Raw genomic sequence first — 20,954 nt, 5'->3', positions numbered from 1 at the left:
GAGATCGGGATCTGATTTGGGTTAGTTTTTGGGCAAAGAGGTGCAGGATATCGGTCAGAAGCAGTTCCTGATGCTGTTGCTCATGTGAGAGTCCGAGTGCAAGAAGTGAAGAATCGATCGCGCCTGGTGTCTGAAGAAGTTGCCGCATGTGGCTGACAGGGATTCGATGAGGATGGACCTTTTCAAAGGAATAAGTGACAGTAATTTATCCCACATAATTGAATAATTAGAAATTGTGGGATAAATTGCTTTTATGTCCGCTGTAAAACCCTTTTCGGATGAGCAACTCCGAACGCTCATCAACCTGCGCCAGCGCTATGAAGTCTGGATGGATGCGGAGCGAAGCCTCACGTCGATGCCTTATGACCTGCGTCGCAAGACAGTCTCGGGAAATCCTTATCTCTACGAGATTTTCGATCGCAGTGGTAATGGCAAGAGCCTCGGACGCTGGAATGACGATCTGGAGGCGACATTCACTGCCTATCATGACGAGAAGGCTGCGGCGAAAGCCCAAAGGGATGGTGCAAGGGAGGTCCTGGACGAGAGTGCGCGTCTCTATCGGGCGCTTCGCCTGCCGCTGCTCTCAAGTGATGCGGGGCCCTTGCTGAGGGAGATTGACCGCCGGGGTCTTCTGGGAAGTCATTTGCTGGTGGTCGGAACCAACGCGATGGCGGCTTACGCTGTCGAGGCTGCCGGAGCACTTATTGGTGCGCCCGATGAAACCGAGGATTTCGATCTTGCGTGGTCGGCAGAGCAATCGGAGGAGCCGGCCACACTTGTCTGGGACATGCTCAAGTCGGTCGACCCGACCTTCACCGTAAATACCGAACGCAACTTTCAGGCGCGCAATTCGAAGGCCTACGAAGTCGAAATCCTGGTTGCGCCATCGCGGGCCGGTAGCATGAGCAGGAGCGACAGGCCAAAACCCGTCCCCCTGCCAGAGCAGGAATGGCTCCTGCTGGGCCGCCCTGTGGATCAGGTGGTCGGGTGCAGGGATGGCACACCCGCCCGGATCGTCGCGCCCGACCCACGCTGGTTTGCGCTTCAGAAGCTCTGGATGTCGGAGAAGAAAGACCGCAACCCATTGAAGCGCCCGAAAGACCGCCGACAAGGCATGGCGCTTCTCAATGCGATCTCGGAGGTCATGCCCCAGTATCCGTTAGACCAGGACTTCGAATCGACGATGCCTGGCGAACTTGTGCCATTTTACAAGGCTTGGCAGTCTGTGACCTGAGCCCCAAATGGTCCCGCATTTGAATGGAGAGTCTGTCGTAACGGAGACAGACAATGCGCAAGAGCAAATTTACCGAGGAACAGATCATCGCGATCCTGGCAGAGCAGGAGCGTGGCATGGCAACGGCAGACGTGTGCCGGCGTCACGGGGTCAGCTCGGCGACCTTCTACAAGTGGAAGGCGAAGTATGGTGGGATGGACGTGTCGGATGCCCGCAAGCTGAAGACGCTGGAAACCGAGAACGCACGGCTGAAGCGGCTTCTGGCTGACAGCATGCTCGACAACTCGATCCTGAAAGACCTGCTGGGAAAGCCCTGACGACGCCCCAGTTGAAGCGGGATGCGGCGCTCAAGGTGATCGATAAATACGACATCTCCCAGCGCCGCGCCTGCCGACTGGTCAGCGTCGATCCGAAAACTGTCAGGCGTGAGCCGGAACCGGACAATCCGGAGATCCGCAAATGCATGCGCGAGATCGCGGCAACGCGCCGCCGGTTCGGCTATCGGCGCATTGGCATCATGCTCGAACGGGAGGGCATCGTGATGAACCACAAGAAACTGAGGCGTCTCTACAAGGAGGAAGGACTAGCGGTGAAACGCAGGCGAGGCCGCAAGCGCGCTACTGGCACGCGTGAACCAATGCCCGTGCCAGACGGTCCGTCGCAGCGCTGGAGCCTCGATTTTGTATCAGATGTGTTCGGTCCTGCGCGGCGCTTCCGCATGCTGAACGTGATCGATGACTACACCAGAGAATGCCTTGCGCTGGTCGCAGATACGTCCCTGTCCGGTGCCCGCGTGGCTCGTGAACTGGATCGCTGCATCCGGCTCTATGGCAGGCCCGAAACCATTGTCTCGGACAATGGGACTGAGCTGACCAGTCGCGCCATCCTCGAATGGCAAAACCAAACCGGCATCGCCTGGCACTATATCGCGCCGGGCAAGCCGCAACAGAACGGCTTCGTCGAGAGCTTCAATGGCAAGCTACGCGATGAGTGCCTTAACGAGGAAGTGTTCGACAGCCTTACCCATGCCCGCAAGATCCTCGGGCGCTGGCGACACGACTACAACCACCACCGGCCTCACTCATCACTGGGCGGGCTGACGCCCGCAGCGCGTCGTGATCGTATACGATCACCTCGTGCATGTGGGGAGCTCCGCTCCCGACGCGCTCGCCACACCTCTAACCATGGACTATGAAAGGGCCAGACTCTCAAAATGAATGAGGGACGCGAGGGGCTCAGGTCAGGATGGATCGATCGCGTTCAGGATTGCCGGCAAAACTAGAATGTCGTTTGAGCGTGGAGCCCTTCTCTGCGCGAGCCATCAGCGGTTTCGCAAATGTTTCACACTCAGCAGACAGAAATCCCCTAATTGAAATCTGACTTGACGATCAGGATCGGTGTACTGGCGCGCCGGTCGCGTTTCATGGGGGACAGAAATGCCGCTGGACGCAATTGTGAACGAGGCCGTTCTCGTCAAGTTCGCGGATCGTCAAAATCGGCGCGACCTTCGTTCGGAACGGGTGTTAGACGGTCATGTGAAGAAAGCGGTCCCGAATGATTGCGGGCGGTTGCTGGACCTTCAGCGAGAACATGGTCTTGTGATCGCAAAAGCCCTGGTTCATCGTTTTGGTGCTCCCCCACCGGATCCTGAAGATGCAGTCCAGAGCGCAATGTTGAAGTTTCTGGAACTCGAAGGTGCAGAAACGGTCAGGAATGTCCGCGCTTTTCTCTTTGCCATGGCGCGCAACATCATGCTCGACGAAATAAGGCGTATGAAAGTGCGGGAGAAGTTCCGGACTTCGGCGTTGCGCATCGCAACCGTGCCCGAATTTGAAGAGTCTACGCCGGAAGTCATTCTCATCAACCGTCAACGATATGCGCTACTGAATGAAGCCATCGCCGCGCTCCCCGAGGAGGCGCGGCAACTGATTGTCCTCAGCCGTATCGAGAATATCTCCTACGCCGACATCTCGAAAAGGACGGGTCTTTCGGCGGCCTATATCAGTCGCAGCATCCAGAGATCTCTGGGGCAGCTGCTTGAACGGCTTCAACAGGAAGGGATTGAGAGCGTTTGACCCGTTCCGTGTCTGTATCCGATGCCGCCCGCAAATGGTTTGCCCTCAGCCGGAGTGGCGCAATGGACGTGCCGCAAGACATGAAACTCAAAGAATGGCTCGCTGCGGATATCTCGCACGCTGAAGCCTTCCTTCAATTGCAACGCGTTTGGGACGAGATCGGCTGGAGCGAACCGCTCAATGCGGCAGCGCTGGACCATGTCGATGCGCATAATGAAATTTCACGTCCAGTGCGTCATCCGATCATCCGCGGCATGGTTGCCGGCATCGGGCTGATTGCTGCCTGCTTAGCCGTATTCACGGTGATCGGGCAGATTCCGGACAAGACGAACTTGCCAATTGAAAGGCCAGCCCAGGAAAGCAGGTTCGAAACTGCGATCGGAGAAGTCCGCGAAATTGTCCTAGAGGACGGCACGCGTGTCACGCTTGCGGGCCGTTCGGATATGCGGGTCCGGTTTTCTGCAGAGGAGCGCCGGTTGCGACTGACGGAAGGCGGGGGATTTTTTGATGTCAGCAAGGATCCGGCCAGGCCATTCGTGGTGGAGACAGACCAGGTGGAGGTGCGAGTGACGGGGACCGTGTTCGAAGTCGACCTGAAGCCGGACCATGACAAGGTAAGCGTCGTTGAGGGAAGTGTTCGCGTCATACATACGAGCGGAGGACGCGAGGCTGTGCTGAGTGGAGGAGAACAAGCGCTCGCGACGCGCGATGGCACGCTTGAGGTCGCTCCCTTTGATCTCTTGCAGGCTGGCGCGTGGCGCAATCGAAGACTCATGTTCCGGAACAGCCGGCTTGCGGACCTGGTGTCAGAAGTGAACAGGTATTTCGAAGGTGGTGTATACCTGCAATCGAGTGAATTGGCAGACCTTCGCGTCACGGCATCATTCGGCACTGAGCAGGTTGAAACGGCCATATCGGGGATCGCCCTAAGTCTGGAGCTGGAAACCCTGAGGACCGAAACCGGAGCGATCATTTTGCGTCAACGTCGCGGCGCAGATTAAGAAGATTTCGTGAAACTGTCTGAAACGATGAAATGACTGTCACCTGTTGAACGTCAAAGAGGCATGGAGGGGCTGGGCGAGGGTTCCCGGCGTCCATTTGCAGCGTACGTCTGTGCGCCTTTGACTGGAAGACATTATGGAAACTTACGCATTCGATCTGCGGCGCGTTCTGCTTGGAACGGTCGCGAGCCTTGTGCTTGCCGGCACAGCCATCGCCCAGAACGGCGATATGACGTCGGTCGACATTCGAATTCAATCGCAGGCACTTGAATCCGCGATAGAGGATCTTTCCACCCAGACAGGCCTGGTCGTGATCGCGCCGGGCGACCTGCTCGACAGTTTGCGCAGTGGGACCGTCACGGGAACCATGACGCCACATGATGCGCTCGCGCAGCTGCTTCGAGGCACGTCCCTGTCATTTCGTGTCGATGACAGCGGCGCTGTCATCATTGAACCGCTCTCCGCTACGCGTCGGTCAGGCGGCTCGGCAAGTCTCCAGCCGGGTCAATCTCCCGCTGAGGATGAGACGTCTGTTCTCGCAACGGTGATGGTCACGGGTACCCGGCTTGACCCGCTGGACCAGCTTCAAAAAGGTGCGACAGACTCCCTGACGGGCCTGTCGATGTCACTGCTTGAAACGCCGCGCTCTGCCAGCCGTGTCAGCGAGATCACCATTGACCGTTACGGCATGGAGGATGTCGATGACCTGCTGGCCGCCGTACCCGGAACATTTACTGCCAGCTTCTTCGGCGTGCCGGGAAACCTGAACGTGCGGGGGACCCTGGCCGACACATATTTTCAGGGGTTCAAGCGGATTGAAAACCGCGGGAACTATTCATCCAACCTGAGTGCTGCCTCCTATGTGGAGGTCCTGCGTGGTCCGGCATCACCCATTTATGGTCCAGGCAAGGTCGGCGGTCTTCTCAACTTTGTACCAAAGACGGCCCGGGGTGACGGCAAAGCCTATATTGATGCGATCGGCGGGTCAGTAGCTGCAACCACGGGGTCTTACGACAAGGCCGTTGTATCAGGTGAGCTTTCGATACCGGCTGGCAGGGGTGGCTTCCACCTGTTCGGCGAGTATGAAAACTCGGGCTCGTATTACGATAATATCGAACCTGAACACACAAACCTGCAGGCGACATATGTGGGTGACCTCTCCGACAATTGGTCTGTCGAATTCAACGTCATGTATTTTGATGAATCGGGACAGATCCAGACTCCCGGCTGGAATCGAGTCACGCAGGACCTGATCGACAACGGCACCTATGTCACTGGTCGAGACACGGATATTCGGGACCTCGATGGGAACGGCTACCTGAGCTATAGCGAAATAGACGCTGCTGTCGGTGCCAGCTATGGAACCTCAAACCTGCGCCAGATTGCTGAGTTTTATGGTTCGAACCAGCCGGAATTCGCGCTCGACGAAGGCGTTGGCACAACCCGCCTGGATGGCAGCAAGATCCTGGCTGACAAGGATGACTATAACAATACGAGTACGCTCACGGCGTATGCTGGTATCGAGCGTGCAGTTGGTGAAACGGGAAAGCTGTCTGTTCAGGCATTCATCGACAAGATGGAAAATCAGCGGTTCAACAGCTTCGGTTTCGCGGCAGACTATGAATCACAGGCCGAAGAATTGCGCGCCAGCTATTCCTTCAAGAACGCGTTGGGCAATTACCTGACAGCTGACTCGGTGGTCGGTCTTGGGTTTCGTCATCACGACGCCAAACAGTATGAATCCTTCCTCTCCGGTTATATCGCCTCTGACCGGCGGGACCTTTCTTTCGGCGCGACAGCGGATGATCGCATACAGGCACCGAACCGCGATGCGCAGGGCAACCTGCTTTGGGACTCGCGTTACGACATGGAGTGGACTTCGAAATCGGCATTCGCGGTTTCAGATATCACCTTGTATGACCGCCTCAGCCTTCTCGCTGGCTGGCGTTACGACTATTATGATGCGGAAGCGATCAATACTGGCGAAACCGTGTTTGGTCTTGCTGACACACTGGTGGAAGATTCCGATGGCGTGCAGAGCTGGTCCTTGTCGCTGCGCTATGAAACGCCTGTCGGCATAACACCCTATGTAACCTTCGCAGACTCCCGGTCACTGGAATCGACTCAGACAGGAGGCATCAGCACAGGAACGATCGCGGCCAACCTTTTCATCTCTCCATCTGAATTGAAGGAAATCGGCGCGAAGTTCTCGCTTCTGAATGGCAACCTGTTTGGTGGACTAGCCTATTACGAGCAGTATCGTCGCCAGGTCGACCAGCGTGGCAATGTGGATGGGACGACAGCGGACGGCATTGAGCTGGAGTTACACTGGCTCGCATCAGACAACCTGTCATTTGCGGCTTCGATGACTCAGCAGGAAACCCGGGTCGATGCGCCCGGCCAGGGCAAGGGCGAGTATCTTCAGGTGCGCCCAGATCAGTTCGGTGTCGAAGGGGTCCTTGGTTATGGCGGGACCTTTGCCTTCAATAATGCCGGCTATGTCGCGCAATTGGCAGACGGTTATACGCTCACGACAATACCGGAACATGTGGCAAGTCTTTACGGTACCTACACGACCGACACGTTCGAACTGGGTGACCGTGATGCGCAGGGCGGTTTAACGCTGGGAGCAACTTACGTTTCCGAGACAGGCGGTGTCTTTCCTGACGATATTGTCTTGCCGTCCTATACGCTGGCGTCGGCAGCAGCCTTTATCGAACTGGGTGATTTCACCGTCTCGGCGAACATCGACAACCTGTTCGATCAAGAATACTTCACGCCCGCTGCGGAGGTCTACAAGGAGGTTGCGGTCATGCCCGGCCTGCCACGGACCTTCCGCGTATCGCTGAAGTATCAGTTCTAGATCTCGTGAACGGCGGGGGCAGCGCTCTCGCCGTTTACCTGTTTTGACCCTTCACAGAAAGTTTCATCATGTCCAATCCGTTTGGCGGAAAATCAAATCCGTCGCGCCGCGATGCCCTCAGGCAAATGACGGGTGTGACCGGTCTGGTCACACTGGCGGGATGCCAGTCCTCCTCGCGGGTCAGGGACAATGCGGCCCACGATGCACTGTTCAGTTGGGGTGTCGCTAGCGGCGACCCGACCCGGTCGGCAATCGTCATCTGGACACGCGCCCTTCCGGTCGATCCTGGGGTCACAACGCTTTCCGTGGTCTACCAGGTGTCGATGACGCCTGAATTTGACACGCTATTGCTGGAAGGCGTTTCGCTGACAACGTCTTCTCGCGACTTCACGGTCAAGCATGATGTCGCGGGGCTGCAGCCAGGTACTGTGTATTATTATCGCTTCCTGGCTGGCAGTGTCGTGTCGGCGACCGGACGGATGAAGACCTTGCCAATTGATGACAGTCGGCCCGTCAGCCTGGCGCTGGCCTCCTGCGCCAATTACCCGTCCGGGTATTTTAACGTCTATCGCGAGATATCTCAGATTGCAGACCTCGACGCGGTCATTCATGTCGGCGATTATATCTACGAACATGCCGCCGGTGAGTATGACGGCGCGGTGGGCAAGCGGCTCGGCCGCAATCATGTTCCGGCTCATGAAATCGTCACGCTGGCAGATTACAGGCAGAGGCTTGCGCAATACCGTGAAGACCCGGACCTTCAGGCAGCTCACGCCCATGCAACCTTCATTACGGTCTGGGACGATCATGAAACAGCCAACAATTCCTGGAAGGATGGTTCATCGGGGCAGGACAGGGCAGTGGGTGATGCCTGGCATAACCGCCGCAACGCCGCTCTGCAGGCCTATTTCGAATGGCTACCTATGCGAGACCCGGTTACGGGCGCCGCCCGAGAGCGTCTCAACAGGGTCTATGATTTCGGCAGTATTGCGTCTCTTATCGTCATTGAAACTCGGCTTACGGGGCGTGACCAGCAGATATCCTATGAGCGCGACATGCCGATGCGTGACGGCGCTCCCGACCTGGAGACTTTCGAGCGCGATGTCCTGAACAAGCCGGAGCGCACGATGATGGGCGCTGCCCAGGAAGCCTGGTTTGCCGAGGTTCTCCATGCATCCCGCCAGCGGGGAGTTCAGTGGCAGGTCATCGGCAATCAGACCGTTATGGCGCGAATGCGGACGCCGGATTTCATGAGCATCCTGCAGCCAGAGGTGGTCGATGCTGTGCTGGCCAATGGTGGATATGCTTCGAAATGGCTTCAACGTAGTTCATGGGGTATGCCGGCTGGGCTCGATGCATGGGATGGTTATGCTGCCGCCCGTGAACGGCTTTACAATGACGCGCAGGCCGCTGATGCCAACATGATTGTCCTCTCGGGCGACAGTCACATGTTCTGGGCGAACGAGCTTCACCATCCCAAAACGGATAAGCTCGTGGGACTGGAGCTTGCGACAGGCAGTGTGACATCGCCGGGTGGATACGGATATATCGGTAACACCCCCGATTTTTTTGATATGGTTGAGCGTGCAATCATCGCGAAAAATGAGGACGTCTGTTACGCGAATGTCCGCGATCACGGGTTCATCCACCTGACCCTGTCGAAAGACGCGATGAATGGGCGCTACATGCGGGTGAGCACGATCATGCAGAAGGCATATCACTGCGATTGCTTCTTGCAGATCGAAGCGACCCCCGGTTCCGGCTGGACGCAGGTGCCTATTGCCTCGGACGAGACGCCAGGTGACCCGCGCGAGACGGCAGCTCGGGAAGCATAGGCAGGTATGTGGCATATTGTTAAGTGATCGCGGCTTCGTGAAAATTCATCTATGGGGGACTGCGACGCAAAGCGGTTCGCGAGTTTACAAATGGACTGTCAGCATTTCACGGTCTTAGGTGGGCATTTGAGACATGAAATAGGCAAGAATGTCTGGTTCTCATCAACCCGCATTTTTGGGCCAGTTTTTGGGCTAGTTGTTGGGCTAGTTTTTGGAAATCATGACCACATAACACATTGAAAAATAAGAATATTTAAATAGTTTTGGCGCTCTTCGCCCGCTCCAGAATAAGATGTTCACAGAGCGTAGTTTCCAGGTCGCCAGCGGCGATCCATGTGCCAGGGCGGCGTGACCTGGCGCGTTGCCTAGACGTTCCAGGAATTGAATTTGTCCGTCAGGGCGGCGCGCGCTTCGTCTGAGATGGCTGCGTCGCCACACCCGAATACAGCCAGTCGCTGGGTTTCCAGCAACGGCATGAATGTCCTGGATTCATCGAACGGACGGCGCGCGCGCGGGTTCAGGTAAGCCACGAAAACCGTACGATCCCTGGCCTCGGCCTCCAGGCGCTTGACGAATGGCTGCATCGGACCTTCGTCGAAAGGGTTGAACACAAAGAGCAAGGTTTTATCGCCGAGGCCGGTCAGTTCGCGGGCGTCGATACAAGCCGACGAAACGTCCCCGCAAACCGCTTCAGCGCTCGCGGAGAAGGCTTGGATGTTGGCCGCAGCGACGGCATGGAGCTTGGGCGATAGCTCCACACCGAGAACGCGCCGAAACGGGAATTTCGATGCGACAAGCAGGGCTTTGCCCTTGCCGGAGCCGATGTCGATAAAATCGAACGTCTGAGCTTCCTGTACAAGATTGGAAATGATCGTGCGAAGGACGCCTTCGTGGATCGCCTGATAGTAGCCCGCACCCTTGGTCGCCTCTTCCGGAACATCGTACGCGTCTAGCAAAACGTCTGTCGCCGTGTCGACGGCATAAGTCCTGTCGAAGATTTCGTTGTCTGCCTTGACCCGTTTCATCATGCGCTGGATCTGGCCGTTTATGCGCCATTGCCGGACTGTGTTCTTCAGTTTGTGTCGGATGCCCCCAAACATATGCCCACCACTCCCCTTGTTGTCGTACAACCCGTTCAGCCATTTGGGCCGAATTTTCGATGAAATGCTACAGACGACGTGCAATTGTTCTGCCACGGGGTGAGGACGCGTTGAAACTTGTCGCGCGTGTGGGGATATCGGGTGAGAAAATGCGGAAATGCCGGGGAAACGAGCGTTTACACGTTGAATCTTGATAGGCGGCCTGCTGTAATGATCGCGGGGGATGCCGGCGATACTCGCAGGTTGCCACGGGAGTCTGCAGTATGAAAAAGGCGCTCAAAAGTGCCATCCGAAGGACGGGTCTGACCCGCTCCCATGTCGCATCGTGCCGGCTGTGCTGTGAGCGCAATATCCTGGCGGCGCTCGGTCGTGCGCGGAAACGCTATATCGGTCGAATCCTTTGCTACCATACGGTTGGTCAAACCGAGTGGGGCGTCAATGATGTGACTCCCGACCAGTTCCGCCGCCAACTCGAGCGGGCCCTGAACGCGGGCTTCAATTTTGTGCCTGCAGGCGAAATCGTGCGAACGGGCGGGGGCCCCAAGGACCTGGCCATTACGTTTGATGATGGCCTCAAGAGCGTGCTGACCAATGCCGCGCCGATTTTGAAGGATCTCGGGCTGCCCTGGACCTTCTTTCCCGTCTCGGAATGGTCCGAGGGGCGCCACTGGATGCCGGAGGACTTTGCCCTGTCCTGGAAGGATATCGAGACCCTTCTCGCGGCCGGCGCAGATATGGGGAGCCATTCGGCAACGCATCCGCAATTCAACGAGATCGGCGTCGACCAGATGGTCGATGAGCTTGCCGGCTCACGCGAAGTATTCCGGAAGCGCCTCGGATTTGCTCCCGATACATTCGCGATCCCCTTCGGACAGTCCGGGAACTGGACGGATGACGCGCGCAGGCTTGCCCGCGATGCCGGCTATTCAACGATCTATGCCCAGGCTGAAGAGACGCGTCCGCAGGATACGGTCGCCCGGACATTCGTGACGAAATATGATGGCGACTTCATTTTCGACGCGCTGCTCAAGGGCAAGTTCGATAGCTGGGAAGAGTGGTTCTGATGGCCGCGCCACGTCTCGTATCGGTCATTGTCGCGACCCGCGACAGGCCGCAGATGCTGCGCGAGGCTTTGGCCTCGATACGGGCGGTGGAAGGTCCAGATCTCAAATTTGAAATCCTCGTCGGGGACAATGGCGGCCTGCCGGAAAGCCGCGAAGTGGCCGAGAGCTTTGGCGCGATCTACCAGTACACATCCAAGAATGGTTGCCCCGCTCCGCGTAACCTGGCCATGAGTCGGGCAACGGGTGAGTTCATCGCCTTCCTGGATGATGACGACATCTGGCTACCCGCGCATGTCCGGACACATATCGAAGTGCTCGATGCGAACCCCGAATTTGCCGGCGCTTTCGGGCAGATCATTTCCACCGATCCGGACCTGACGCCGATGAACGACCCATGGCCGCACATCGTGCCGGAAGACGGCGATTTCTTCATGATGCTGATGAACGGCTACTTCCCGCAAGTTGGCGGCACGCTTTTCCGGGCCAGCGTGCTTGAGTCGCACGGATATATGGATGAATCGCTGATCGGCGATTCCGATTGGGACTGGCAGATCCGGATCGCCGCAGACCGGAAATTCGGCTTCGTGGCCAAGCCCTGTGTCCTGTTTCGCCAACGGCCAAAGGGCTCGTTCAACGACATGCAGCTGATGCGGTCTGCCTTCACGCGGCGCATATTCCTGCGTCACGCATTGCCGAACAGGAAGCGCTGGACAAATGCCAAGGCACTGATCCGGTCCTACTACGCCTGCCAGATGTATTACTGGGAGTATTTCCTGGATGTCGCTGCGCAGCGGGCCGGACGGCACGAGCGCTGGGGCGTGATCAAGGCGGTGTCGAGCGCCTTCTGGATTTTCCCATCTCGCACGCTGCGATGCCTGATCGGGAAGACCGAATTGCGTCAGTCAGCACGGACTATTTTCAGCTAGTTGATTGCGTCCATCCGGAGCGGCGCGATGTCTATCCAGACCGCGTCAGCCAATCGGAAAATCCACTTTGCCCGCGAGTTTTTGCCGGGCCGTAATCAGCATGTTTGCGGGCAGGAGCAGGAATGACGGAAAGTCATGGATGACGAGGCGGCTGAGTACCCAGGCATTGGATCTCGGGTGACGCAGGAAATTCCGCATAAACAGGTAAGCGATGCCCCGTCGGAGCAGGGTGATCTTCTCGCCGACATGACGCTTCTGTTCCTGTGTTTCACAGTACTGGTGCTTGATCTTCTGGTGCAGCCTGAGCGCGTAATACAGGCGCTTCACGCATTCCGGATTGTTCCAGTCCAGGGCTGACCGGTAGAGGTCGATGCCGCGCCCGCGATCGCTCAAAATATGAGTAGAGTAGGCTGCCATGTCGGTCTGCTGAAGAACGCAAAGCCAGAACAGGTAATCTTCACCGGCCGTCAGTTGCGAGGCGTCGAAGCGGACGTCGGGGATAGCGGCATAGTCGAAGATGACCGTGGATGTGTGGGCCAGGCATGACTCGATAAAAAGCGGCAGAATCTTTTTCTTGGAGATCAGGTAGAGCGCGTCGCCTTGAAGGTCTGATGCCGCCACGAGACGATCGATACAATCCAGTCCGCTGAACCAGGTCTCCGTCTCGCTGTACAGACTGTCGCAGAAATAGATCTGTGCGCCTTTTTCCAGCAAGGAGAGCCCCGTCGCCAAGTGCGCTGGCCGCCACAGATCATCGCTGTCAAGGAATGCGACATAGTCGGCACCGGTTGCTGCATCGAGGCCCGTATTCCGCGCTTGGGCGGGCCCGCCATTCGGTCGGCGAAGGACACGGATTGAAAAGCCGTCGCGGTTCAGGCCGTCCAGTTCCAATTCGGGTGGAGAGGGGGATTCATCGTCAACGATGAGGATGTCGACCTGGACATCGCGTCCGGACAGGTCCTGCGCATATACCGTATCCAGCGCGCGGCGCAGGATGCCCTGCTCGCGCTGGTAATAAGGTATAATAACAGAAATCCTGGTCATTCTACTCGTTCCCCCCCCGAGGCTCAGCGATCTTTGATTCGCCTGATAGCCCATTCGGGCGCCAAATGTTTAAAGGCAATACCTGCATTCTTGAATCCGCCGGCACGATAAACACGTCGCCAAGCTCGCAGGCGTTGTCCCAAAGGTAATAGCGTCAAATGTCCGCGTAACAAGTCAGTGAATGGCGGGGAAAATCCATATAGTGACTGTAACCGCACGTCTGGCTCTCCCATGTTGGGAACATCGCTCAGCAAACTTCCGTAAACATGGCCGGGCTCTACCGGTGGTAGACTCATCACGGCGGCCATCGCGGCTTCCATGTAACGGTTCCATCCGGGCGTTGCGTTGGACGCAATCACGGACTGCATGATGGCCGTGCCCGATTGCGCGCGCTTGTCGGCGGCGTCGATGAGGGGCCGGATAAGACCGAGATATTCTGCGTTCGTGCGGCCTTCGAGTAACGGCCCGGCCAGCCCCGGATGGTCCATGCCGCTGATCCGCGCGGCATCGGGCCACAGAAAGCGTGAGACGCAAGGGATGGAATAGCTCGCCGCTTCCATCATCGACGTCGCCGAGCAGAACGGGAAGGAGTCGACGTAGATATCAGCTGCCTCGAACCAGGGTTTCGGATCCTGCGGCTCGAGGGACTGGATGCGGCCGCCCACCTGTGCGCTCGCAGCGTCCCAATCGGGGCGCGCACCGCCACCGACGACGACAAGGCGGGCGTTCGGGCGGTCCTGCAGCAGGGGAACGTGGACGTCGGCATAGGTCAGGCCTTCAAGCGTCCGGAATTTCTGGGCGCGGGCAACTGAAATCATGAGGATCTCATCGGCAGCGAGCCCAAGCTTCTCCTTGGCTTTTGCCCGTTCCTGGCTGCGCGAGGGCGGTGTCGCCAGAATGGGGACGAGAATCGAACGCTCCGGCGCAATGCCGCGGCGCTGCGTGGCGATGTCGAGCGCAGCCTGCCGCATCGAGCCGACGATATGGCTGATCGCCGAGCCGAGCCAGAACATGTGATCGGAATGGTTCAGGAAGAAGACGGGCGGAAACAGGTCCGGCTGCGCGAAGGCGATGTTGGGGATGACGTCGGAATTGGCCGTGTGAAGCACGATGACGTCATTTTTCAGGGCGGCCCGCCGGAGGGCCCGCGCCGACCCGATGATGCCGTCGGCCTCGCGATTGACATAGATGATCTCCCCGCCAGCGTTGGCCACTGCCTCTGTCAGGCCTTCCAGGACGAGACCGGACTGGTGCGTGATGGCGAGGGAATGCGTGCGTGAGGGATCGCTCTCGATCCAGCGGCGGAGCATGTTGGCCAATCCGCCGAGATTGCGCACATCGCTTGCGACGTGGAGGACGCGCTCGAAGCGTTCGGGGCGATCGGCATTGCGCCCCGGAGAGCCTTCGTCGCCCTGTGCCTTACGCCCGATGGACGTGAGGAGGCGCTCAAGCCGCGCGCTGGCAAAGAGGCCGCAATGGGAATGTGCCGCGATCCATGCGGCGAGCAGGGCGTAGACAGCAGAGGCGTTCAGATTGCCCTTGGCGAAAAGCCCTTCTGCCTGCGCGTTCAACGCTTCGAACTGGCGATGGTTTTCTTCCATCGTCGCGCGGAGTTCGGGAAGGTTTTCGAGAAGACCCGTCTGGATTGTACTGGAAATGTCGGACATTTGCTTCGTTCTGCGCTCTTATTCTATGTGGTTTTTGAGCGGAAGCTTGATGGGTCCGCAATCATATTTGTCAAAGGTCTCTAAATTGCACCTGGCGGGGAGTCAGCCCGGATGTTCAAGTTTCAGTCCCGGGACCATTGCAGGGCCTCGATCAGTTTGGGACGGAAAATCGCCGCATAGCGCTGGGTTCCGAAAGGCCCCCAAAGGGCTTTGTAATCGTGGCCACCGCCGAAATCATGGACCTGGTAACCTGCGGCAGCGGCGTGCTGCAGTGTCGCGTCGAGCACGCGCGTGCCGACCCCGCGGTTGCGATAGGCGGGGAGCTGACCGAGGCACTGGCCGAGCTGATCTTCGCCGACACTGGTCGCAATCGCTCCGGAAACGCGTGTGTCTCCATCATATAGAAGGTAGGTATGGACGCGCATCGTATCGTCGATCTCCGGAGTTGTTCGCAGGGATTTCCAGAAGCGGATACGATCCGGCGCGGCGACGGTCTCCAGCGCGGCCGATGAGGCCCAGTTGGTTTCCCATTGATTGACAGTCCATTCGAGGTCGCCCTCGCCATCGACCACAAGATGCATGCGCTTGCACTTCTTGCGGGCGCTGGAGATGTGTTTCATGTGCTTGCGGTCGTCCAGCAGCCAGTGGTCTTCGTATTCGGTCTGAAGGAACACGCGAACGACGTCATAGGGCCAGGCATAGCGGGCGCCCATTTGCATGGCCTCTTCGCTGAGACCGGACTCGATCTTGAGTTCAATCCCAAGCGCGTTGATGGCGCGTCCGAGCGCGGCAGGGTCGGCCGCTGGGGCAACGAATCCGGACAGGGCCTGGTAGGACACCGGCTCCCAGGCCTTGCCGCGCCGGCGCATGGAGATGATCGAGATTGGCGTATCATTCTCGAGGACAAGCGCGTGGCGCTTGGCGTGCTGGGTCGGCAGGAGCAGTTCGCGGTACTGATCGCGACTGACGCCGGGCGGGGGAGGGAGATGGTTGAGGGCGTCGTCCATGGCCGGGTTCCAGGTATCCGCCCAGACGACTTTCAAGCCCCGGCTGCCACGCGTCAGGGCCGCACTTTGGTAGGCGGCCTGTTCCACTAAGGGCCAAGCCGTCTGCACCACCGGTTTGGCCACCGATTTAACCGAACGTCTGATTGCCTGGCGCAGGGCCATTCTGTGAAACCTCGACTTGAGTAGCCCCTGAATCAGGTGCTCGTGATGCCCCGGACGAGGCGCTTTAGCGTGCGTAACATCGCGTTGTTATTTTGCGGTTGCCAGCTTCAGGGCGTCGACGACCGCGCTGATGTCATCGTCAGTCATCTGCGGATAGAGCGGCAGGATGATGCGGTTGTCCTGGGCAAACTCGGAATGCGGCAGGGGCGCCCGCAACGGCGTCTGGCTGTATACGGCCTCACGATGCGCGCACATGATTCCGCGACGCGTCGAAACGCCCGCGTCGAGCATTTTCTGCATGACATCGCGTTGATCGCAATCGTCCGGGATCTGTACTGAAAAGCTCTGCCAGTTGGACCGCGCCCAAGTGGGCTCTTCCGGCAGGCCGATCCATTGGGCGGACGCAAGCTGTGCCTTGTAGGCGGCGGCAATCTCGCGACGCCGTGCCGTGATGGCAGGCAGGCGCTTGAGCTGCTCCCGGCCGACGGCCGCCTGGATATCAGTCATCCTGTAATTGTAACCCAGCACGGGGTGCGTCTCGAATATCACCGTATTGGCCTTGTGGCGCACCGTGTCGGGTACGCTCATGCCGTGCTGGCGGAGGAGACGGAATTTCGCGGCCCAGTCTTCGTGTGGCGTGGTGATCATGCCGCCGTCGCCGGTGGACATGATCTTGCGCGGGTGGAACGAAAATACAGCCGCATCGCCGCGGACGCGTCCGACCTTTTCCCACTCGCCCTGCCAGTTTATTTCCGAACCAGCGGCACAGGCTGCATCCTCAATGACCTTGAGGCCGTGCTTGCGGGCAATGCCGACAATGGCCGACAAGTCGGCGGGCATGCCCATCTGGTGAACCAGCAGGATGGCCTTGGTGCGCGCCGTGATGGCGGCCTCGATGAGGGCCGGATCCATGTTGAAGGTTGCCGGATCGACATCGACAAAGACCGGCTCGGCCCCGCAATAGCGCACCACGTTGGCGGTTGCGATATAGGAATGGCTGACCGTGATGACCTCGTCGCCTGCCTCGACACCGGCGGCCAGCAGGGCCAGGTGAAGCCCGGTGGTGCAGTTGGAGACGGCGACAGCGTGTTCGGCCCCCATGAAGGACGCGAACTCTTTTTCAAACGCCGCGACTTCCGGCCCTTGCGTGATCCAGCCGGACAGGATGACGCGCGCGGCGGCATCCGCTTCGGCCTGATCCATGACGGGTCTTATGATCGGGATCATTCGAATACGTCCTTATTGGCCTGCCACCATGATACCAGCCGCCTGAGGCCTTCTTCGAGGTCGATTTCGGCCTTGAAGCCGAGCATTTTTTCGGCCTTGGACGTATCCGCGAGACGCCGCGCCACGGCGTTGACCGAGCGCTCGGGGCCGTATTCGGGAACCATTGCAGGGTCAGCGCCCATGACTTTCATCAGGGCTGCAGCCAGTTCGTTGAGGCTGGTTTCGACGCCCGAGGCGATATTGAAGACCTCGTCGGAGACGTCGGATTTCAAGGCCAGAACGTTGGCGCGGGCGAGGTCTTCGATGTTGATGAAATCCATCGACGTCTTGCCGTCGCCGAGGATCAGCGGCGGGACGCCTTCGGCGATGCGCTGCATCCAGCGGACGAGCACTTCGGTATACTTACCGTGGATGTCCATGCGCGGACCGTACACGTTGAAATAGCGGGTCGAGACGTAATTCAGGCCGTACATGTCGTTGAACGACCGGAGCAGGCCTTCGAGCATTACCTTCGAAGCGCCATACCAGGTCCGGTTATTGTAGGGGTGGTGTTCTTCGGTCGTCGGGAATGTATCCGCCATGCCGTAGACGGACGCTGACGATGCCGCGAGCACTTTCTGGACGCCGCATTTCTGGGCGGCTTCGATCACGTTATACGTACCGTCGCACATGACTTCCATGGCTTCGCGCGGTTCGGCAGCGCAGGCGGTGATGCGGATGGCCGCCATGTGGATGACGGCGTCCATGCCTGACGTCACGTCCATGACGGCCTTGGCGTCACGAATGTCACCTTTCACGAGTTCGACCCGCGGGTCCTTCATGATCTCGGCGACGTTTTGCATCGAGCCGCGGACCAGGTTGTCAAAGATCACGATCTTCTTCGGACGGCTCGTCGCAAGAATTTCGTCAATCGTCGTGGAGCCGATCAGGCCACACCCACCAGTCACCAGGATTTTTGCCTCATCTAGGTTCATTTCCGTCGCCTTTTTATTCTACGCTTGTTGTCGGTCGTGCAGCCGCCGAAGCAGCCGCTGAATCAATATCTGGATCAGGAATCTGCGAGTTGCATCTGGAGCACTTTGACGGCGTCAACGACTTCAGCTTGCATGTCGCCGGTGATCTCGGGATACATTGGCAAGGACAGAACTTCGTTGCCTGCTTTTTCCGAATGCGGGAATTGTCCCTGCTTGTATCCAAGGTCGGCATAGGCCGGCAGAAGATGCACGGGGAAGGGGTAGTGGATCCCGGTCTGAATTTGTTTCTTGGACAGCTCTTCGATCCACCGTGCGCGATCCGGCGTACGGATGACGTAGAGGTGGTATACGTGGCGACGATTGTCCAACTGGACCGGAGTGGCGACGCCGGTACCCGCAAACATTTCATCATAGCGAACGGCGGCGTCACGACGCATCTCCGTCCACTTCTCGATGTACTTCATCTTCACCCTCAGAACGGCGCCCTGAATGCCCTCGAGGCGCATGTTGAAGCCCTTGAGTTCGTGATGGTATTTCTTTTCGGCGCCCCAGTCACGCAGCATGCGGACCTTGCGGGCATATTCAGGATTGCCGGTGACGACCATGCCACCTTCGCCAGCCGCACCCAGATTCTTGCCGGGATAGAAGGAGAAGCCCGCAATATCACCAACTGAACCGGCGCGACGGCCATTGTATTCCGCGCCGTGCGCCTGGGCGGCATCTTCCAGAACCACGAGGCCGTGCTTCTTCGCGATGGCCATGATCGGGTCCATGTCGGCCATCTGGCCATACAGGTGAACGGGAATAATGCCCTTGGTGCGCGGCGTGATCGCAGCTTCGAGCGCTTCCGGGTCCATTGTAAACGTCACCGGATCGATGTCGCAAAGCTTGATCGTGGCGCCGGTGTAGTAAATCGCGGCAGCGGAGGCCACGAACGTGTGTGGCACGGTGATGACTTCATCACCCGGGCCAATGCCTGCTGCCAGAAGCGACAGGTGCAGCGCGCTCGTTCCGTTGTTTACGCCAACGGCTTCAGCATTGTTGCAGTAGTCGGCGTATTCCTTCTCGAGAGCGACAACATCAGGGCCCAGCGTAAAAGCGCAACTTTCGAGTACGCCTTGAATGGCCGCGTCAATTTCAGGCTTGATCGAGTGATACTGGGCTTTGAGGTCAACAAACGGGATCATATCTACTTTCCTTGGCGGGGGAGGTGAACGGTTTCGCCGCGGCCACGCATCGAGCTCGTCGCCGCTTCTATGACTTCGACCACGCGCAGGCCCAGATGGCCGTCGGTAAGGGGCTTGGTTCCATTGACGATGCAGTCGACGAAATGTTCGCCTTCGACCCGCAGCGCTTCGGCGCCATCGACCTTGGGCGCCCACATGTCGCCCGTCCGGTAGCCAACGCGCATTTCATGGATCTGTTTCGGATCATCCGTGAAGCTGACGCCCTTGTCGTAAATTTTCAGTTTTTCGCTCGGCTCGAGATCATCATACGTGATCATCTTGTTGGAGCCACCGATGAGTATTTGGCGAACCTTGACCGGCGCGAGCCAGGACACGTTGGCATGGGCGATCAGGCCGCTTTCATAAAAGAGTGTGATGTAGGCGAGGTTCTCAGGCGTGCCCGGGAAGTGATTGATACCAGCTGCGGACACAGCGACCGGATGCTCGTCAAACAGGTAATCAAGGATGGAGAAGTCGTGGACGCCGAGGTCGGAGATCACGTTCACATCGCGCTGGAACAGGCCGAGGTTCACGCGGATCGAGTCATAGTAAAGAATCTTGCCAAGGTCGCCAGCGTCAACGAGTTCCTTAATCTTCCGAACCGTGCCGGTGTAGATGAATGTGTGGTCGACGTGCAGGACGAGGCCGCGCTTTTCGGCTTCCTCGACCAGTGATCGCGCCTGGAGAGACGTCTCTGCCATCGGCTTTTCGAGCCAGACGTGCTTGCCGGCCTTAAGGGCGGCCATGGCGAGTGAAAAGTGCGTGTTGACCGGGGTGGCGATTGCGACTGCATCGATTTCCGGATCGCGGATCATTTCCTGAAAGTCAGTCGTGGTCTTTGTCGCCGGAAAGCGGCGTGCGACGATTTCGAGAACTTTCGGATTGAGGTCGGCCACCGTGTGGACGCGCGCATCCTTCAGTTCGGAAAAATTGCGTACGAGGTTGGGACCCCAGTAGCCGTACCCCACGACGCCGATGTTGACGGTTTTCTTCTGGTCTTTTTCGGCGCTCATTCTGGGCCCTTTGCGTGTTTTGGCGGCGGGGCCGCGATCAATTGTGCCTGTGACGTTCTTACTTTTTTCGGACATCGCCCACCACCTTGGCTGGCACGCCAGCGACTATTGCGAAATCGGGCACATCCTGAGTGACGACCGCTCCGGCGGCGACAAGCGCGCCTTCGCCGATCGTGATGCCACACAGGATCGTTGCGTTCGATCCGATCGAAGCCTGTCGTTTCACTGTTGTAAGTTCCAGTGTCCAGTCGGCCTCGGATTGGGCGGATCCGTCCGGATTTGTTGCGCGCGGTAAGCGATCATTCGTGAACATCACGCCGTGGCCGACAAACACCTCATCCTCAATCGTGACGCCTTCACAAATGAATGTATGCGATGAAATCTTGCAGCGCTCGCCAATGACTGCGCCCTTCTGGATCTCAACAAACGCGCCAATGCGACTGCCATCGCGCACCTCGCACCCGTACAAGTTGACGAGTGCCGGATGATGCACGGTAACGTCACCGATAAGTTTAACACTGTCAGATATTGGCATT

At 58.2% G+C, this 20,954-nt stretch carries 16 protein-coding genes and 1 pseudogene; 8 read left to right on the top strand and 9 right to left on the bottom strand.

Going from position 1 to position 20,954, the window contains the following annotated elements:
- Positions 1-253: 253 nt before the first annotated feature.
- The 6 genes and pseudogenes from AADA04_RS04325 to AADA04_RS04300 all read left to right on the top strand — a co-directional run bounded on the left by AADA04_RS04325 (position 254) and on the right by AADA04_RS04300 (position 9,008).
- Positions 254-1,234, top strand: a complete 981-nt coding sequence (locus AADA04_RS04325) for a GSU2403 family nucleotidyltransferase fold protein (RefSeq protein ID WP_340692012.1) — start codon at positions 254-256, stop codon at positions 1,232-1,234.
- A gap of 53 nt (positions 1,235-1,287) precedes the next feature.
- Positions 1,288-2,451 (top strand): annotated as a pseudogene (locus AADA04_RS04320) (IS3 family transposase).
- Positions 2,452-2,670: 219 nt separating this feature from the next.
- On the top strand, positions 2,671-3,309 hold the full coding sequence (locus AADA04_RS04315) for a sigma-70 family RNA polymerase sigma factor (RefSeq protein ID WP_340692011.1): 639 nt from the start codon (positions 2,671-2,673) through the stop codon (positions 3,307-3,309).
- A complete protein-coding gene (locus AADA04_RS04310) occupies positions 3,306-4,310 on the top strand; it encodes a FecR domain-containing protein (RefSeq protein WP_340692010.1) in 1,005 nt (334 codons plus the stop codon). Before AADA04_RS04315 ends, AADA04_RS04310 begins: the two co-directional genes overlap by 4 nt.
- A gap of 136 nt (positions 4,311-4,446) precedes the next feature.
- Positions 4,447-7,173 (top strand): TonB-dependent receptor plug domain-containing protein, encoded by a 2,727-nt coding sequence (locus tag AADA04_RS04305; RefSeq protein WP_340692009.1) that lies wholly within the window; start codon positions 4,447-4,449, stop codon positions 7,171-7,173.
- A gap of 68 nt (positions 7,174-7,241) precedes the next feature.
- Positions 7,242-9,008 (top strand): alkaline phosphatase D family protein, encoded by a 1,767-nt coding sequence (locus tag AADA04_RS04300; protein ID WP_340692008.1) that lies wholly within the window; start codon positions 7,242-7,244, stop codon positions 9,006-9,008.
- A 365-nt stretch (positions 9,009-9,373) separates the two neighbouring features.
- Here AADA04_RS04300 and AADA04_RS04295 read toward each other — a convergent pair whose 3' ends face one another.
- Entirely contained in the window at positions 9,374-10,108 is a 735-nt protein-coding gene (locus tag AADA04_RS04295) for a class I SAM-dependent methyltransferase (RefSeq protein ID WP_340692007.1), read from the bottom strand.
- A 263-nt stretch (positions 10,109-10,371) separates the two neighbouring features.
- Between AADA04_RS04295 and AADA04_RS04290 the strand changes: the two genes are divergently transcribed.
- Together AADA04_RS04290 and AADA04_RS04285 are read left to right on the top strand one after the other, a co-directional pair.
- Positions 10,372-11,172, top strand: a complete 801-nt coding sequence (locus tag AADA04_RS04290; protein ID WP_340692006.1) for a polysaccharide deacetylase family protein — start codon at positions 10,372-10,374, stop codon at positions 11,170-11,172.
- Complete coding sequence (locus AADA04_RS04285) at positions 11,172-12,098, top strand: glycosyltransferase family A protein (RefSeq protein ID WP_340692005.1); 927 nt, start codon at positions 11,172-11,174, stop codon at positions 12,096-12,098. The genes AADA04_RS04290 and AADA04_RS04285 overlap by 1 nt, the downstream gene beginning before the upstream one ends.
- A gap of 45 nt (positions 12,099-12,143) precedes the next feature.
- Here AADA04_RS04285 and AADA04_RS04280 read toward each other — a convergent pair whose 3' ends face one another.
- From AADA04_RS04280 to AADA04_RS04245, 8 genes are all read right to left on the bottom strand, one after another.
- On the bottom strand, positions 12,144-13,142 hold the full coding sequence (locus tag AADA04_RS04280) for a glycosyltransferase family 2 protein (protein WP_340692004.1): 999 nt from the start codon (positions 13,140-13,142) through the stop codon (positions 12,144-12,146).
- A gap of 23 nt (positions 13,143-13,165) precedes the next feature.
- Entirely contained in the window at positions 13,166-14,809 is a 1,644-nt protein-coding gene (locus AADA04_RS04275) for a hypothetical protein (protein ID WP_340692003.1), read from the bottom strand.
- Between the two features lie 122 nt (positions 14,810-14,931).
- Complete coding sequence (locus AADA04_RS04270) at positions 14,932-15,978, bottom strand: GNAT family N-acetyltransferase (protein WP_340692002.1); 1,047 nt, start codon at positions 15,976-15,978, stop codon at positions 14,932-14,934.
- Positions 15,979-16,065: 87 nt separating this feature from the next.
- Positions 16,066-17,205 carry a DegT/DnrJ/EryC1/StrS family aminotransferase gene (locus AADA04_RS04265; RefSeq protein ID WP_340692001.1) on the bottom strand — a complete coding sequence of 380 codons (1,140 nt, stop codon included), beginning with the start codon at positions 17,203-17,205 and terminating at the stop codon, positions 16,066-16,068.
- Positions 17,202-18,179 (bottom strand): NAD-dependent epimerase/dehydratase family protein, encoded by a 978-nt coding sequence (locus AADA04_RS04260; protein ID WP_340692000.1) that lies wholly within the window; start codon positions 18,177-18,179, stop codon positions 17,202-17,204. Before AADA04_RS04260 ends, AADA04_RS04265 begins: the two co-directional genes overlap by 4 nt.
- 74 nt (positions 18,180-18,253) lie before the next feature.
- Complete coding sequence (locus AADA04_RS04255; protein ID WP_340691999.1) at positions 18,254-19,366, bottom strand: DegT/DnrJ/EryC1/StrS family aminotransferase; 1,113 nt, start codon at positions 19,364-19,366, stop codon at positions 18,254-18,256.
- Between the two features lie 2 nt (positions 19,367-19,368).
- Positions 19,369-20,418: a Gfo/Idh/MocA family oxidoreductase gene (locus AADA04_RS04250; protein ID WP_340691998.1), complete on the bottom strand. Its 1,050-nt coding sequence runs from the start codon at positions 20,416-20,418 to the stop codon at positions 19,369-19,371.
- A gap of 58 nt (positions 20,419-20,476) precedes the next feature.
- Positions 20,477-20,953, bottom strand: coding sequence for an acyltransferase (locus AADA04_RS04245; RefSeq protein WP_340691997.1), 477 nt, complete (start codon positions 20,951-20,953; stop codon positions 20,477-20,479).
- Position 20,954: the final 1 nt, after the last annotated feature.

Source organism: Hyphomonas sp. (assembly GCF_037969335.1).
GTDB lineage: Bacteria > Pseudomonadota > Alphaproteobacteria > Caulobacterales > Hyphomonadaceae > Hyphomonas.
Note: the sequence above shows the minus strand (reverse complement) of the source record. Positions and strands in the feature narration are given on the sequence as shown.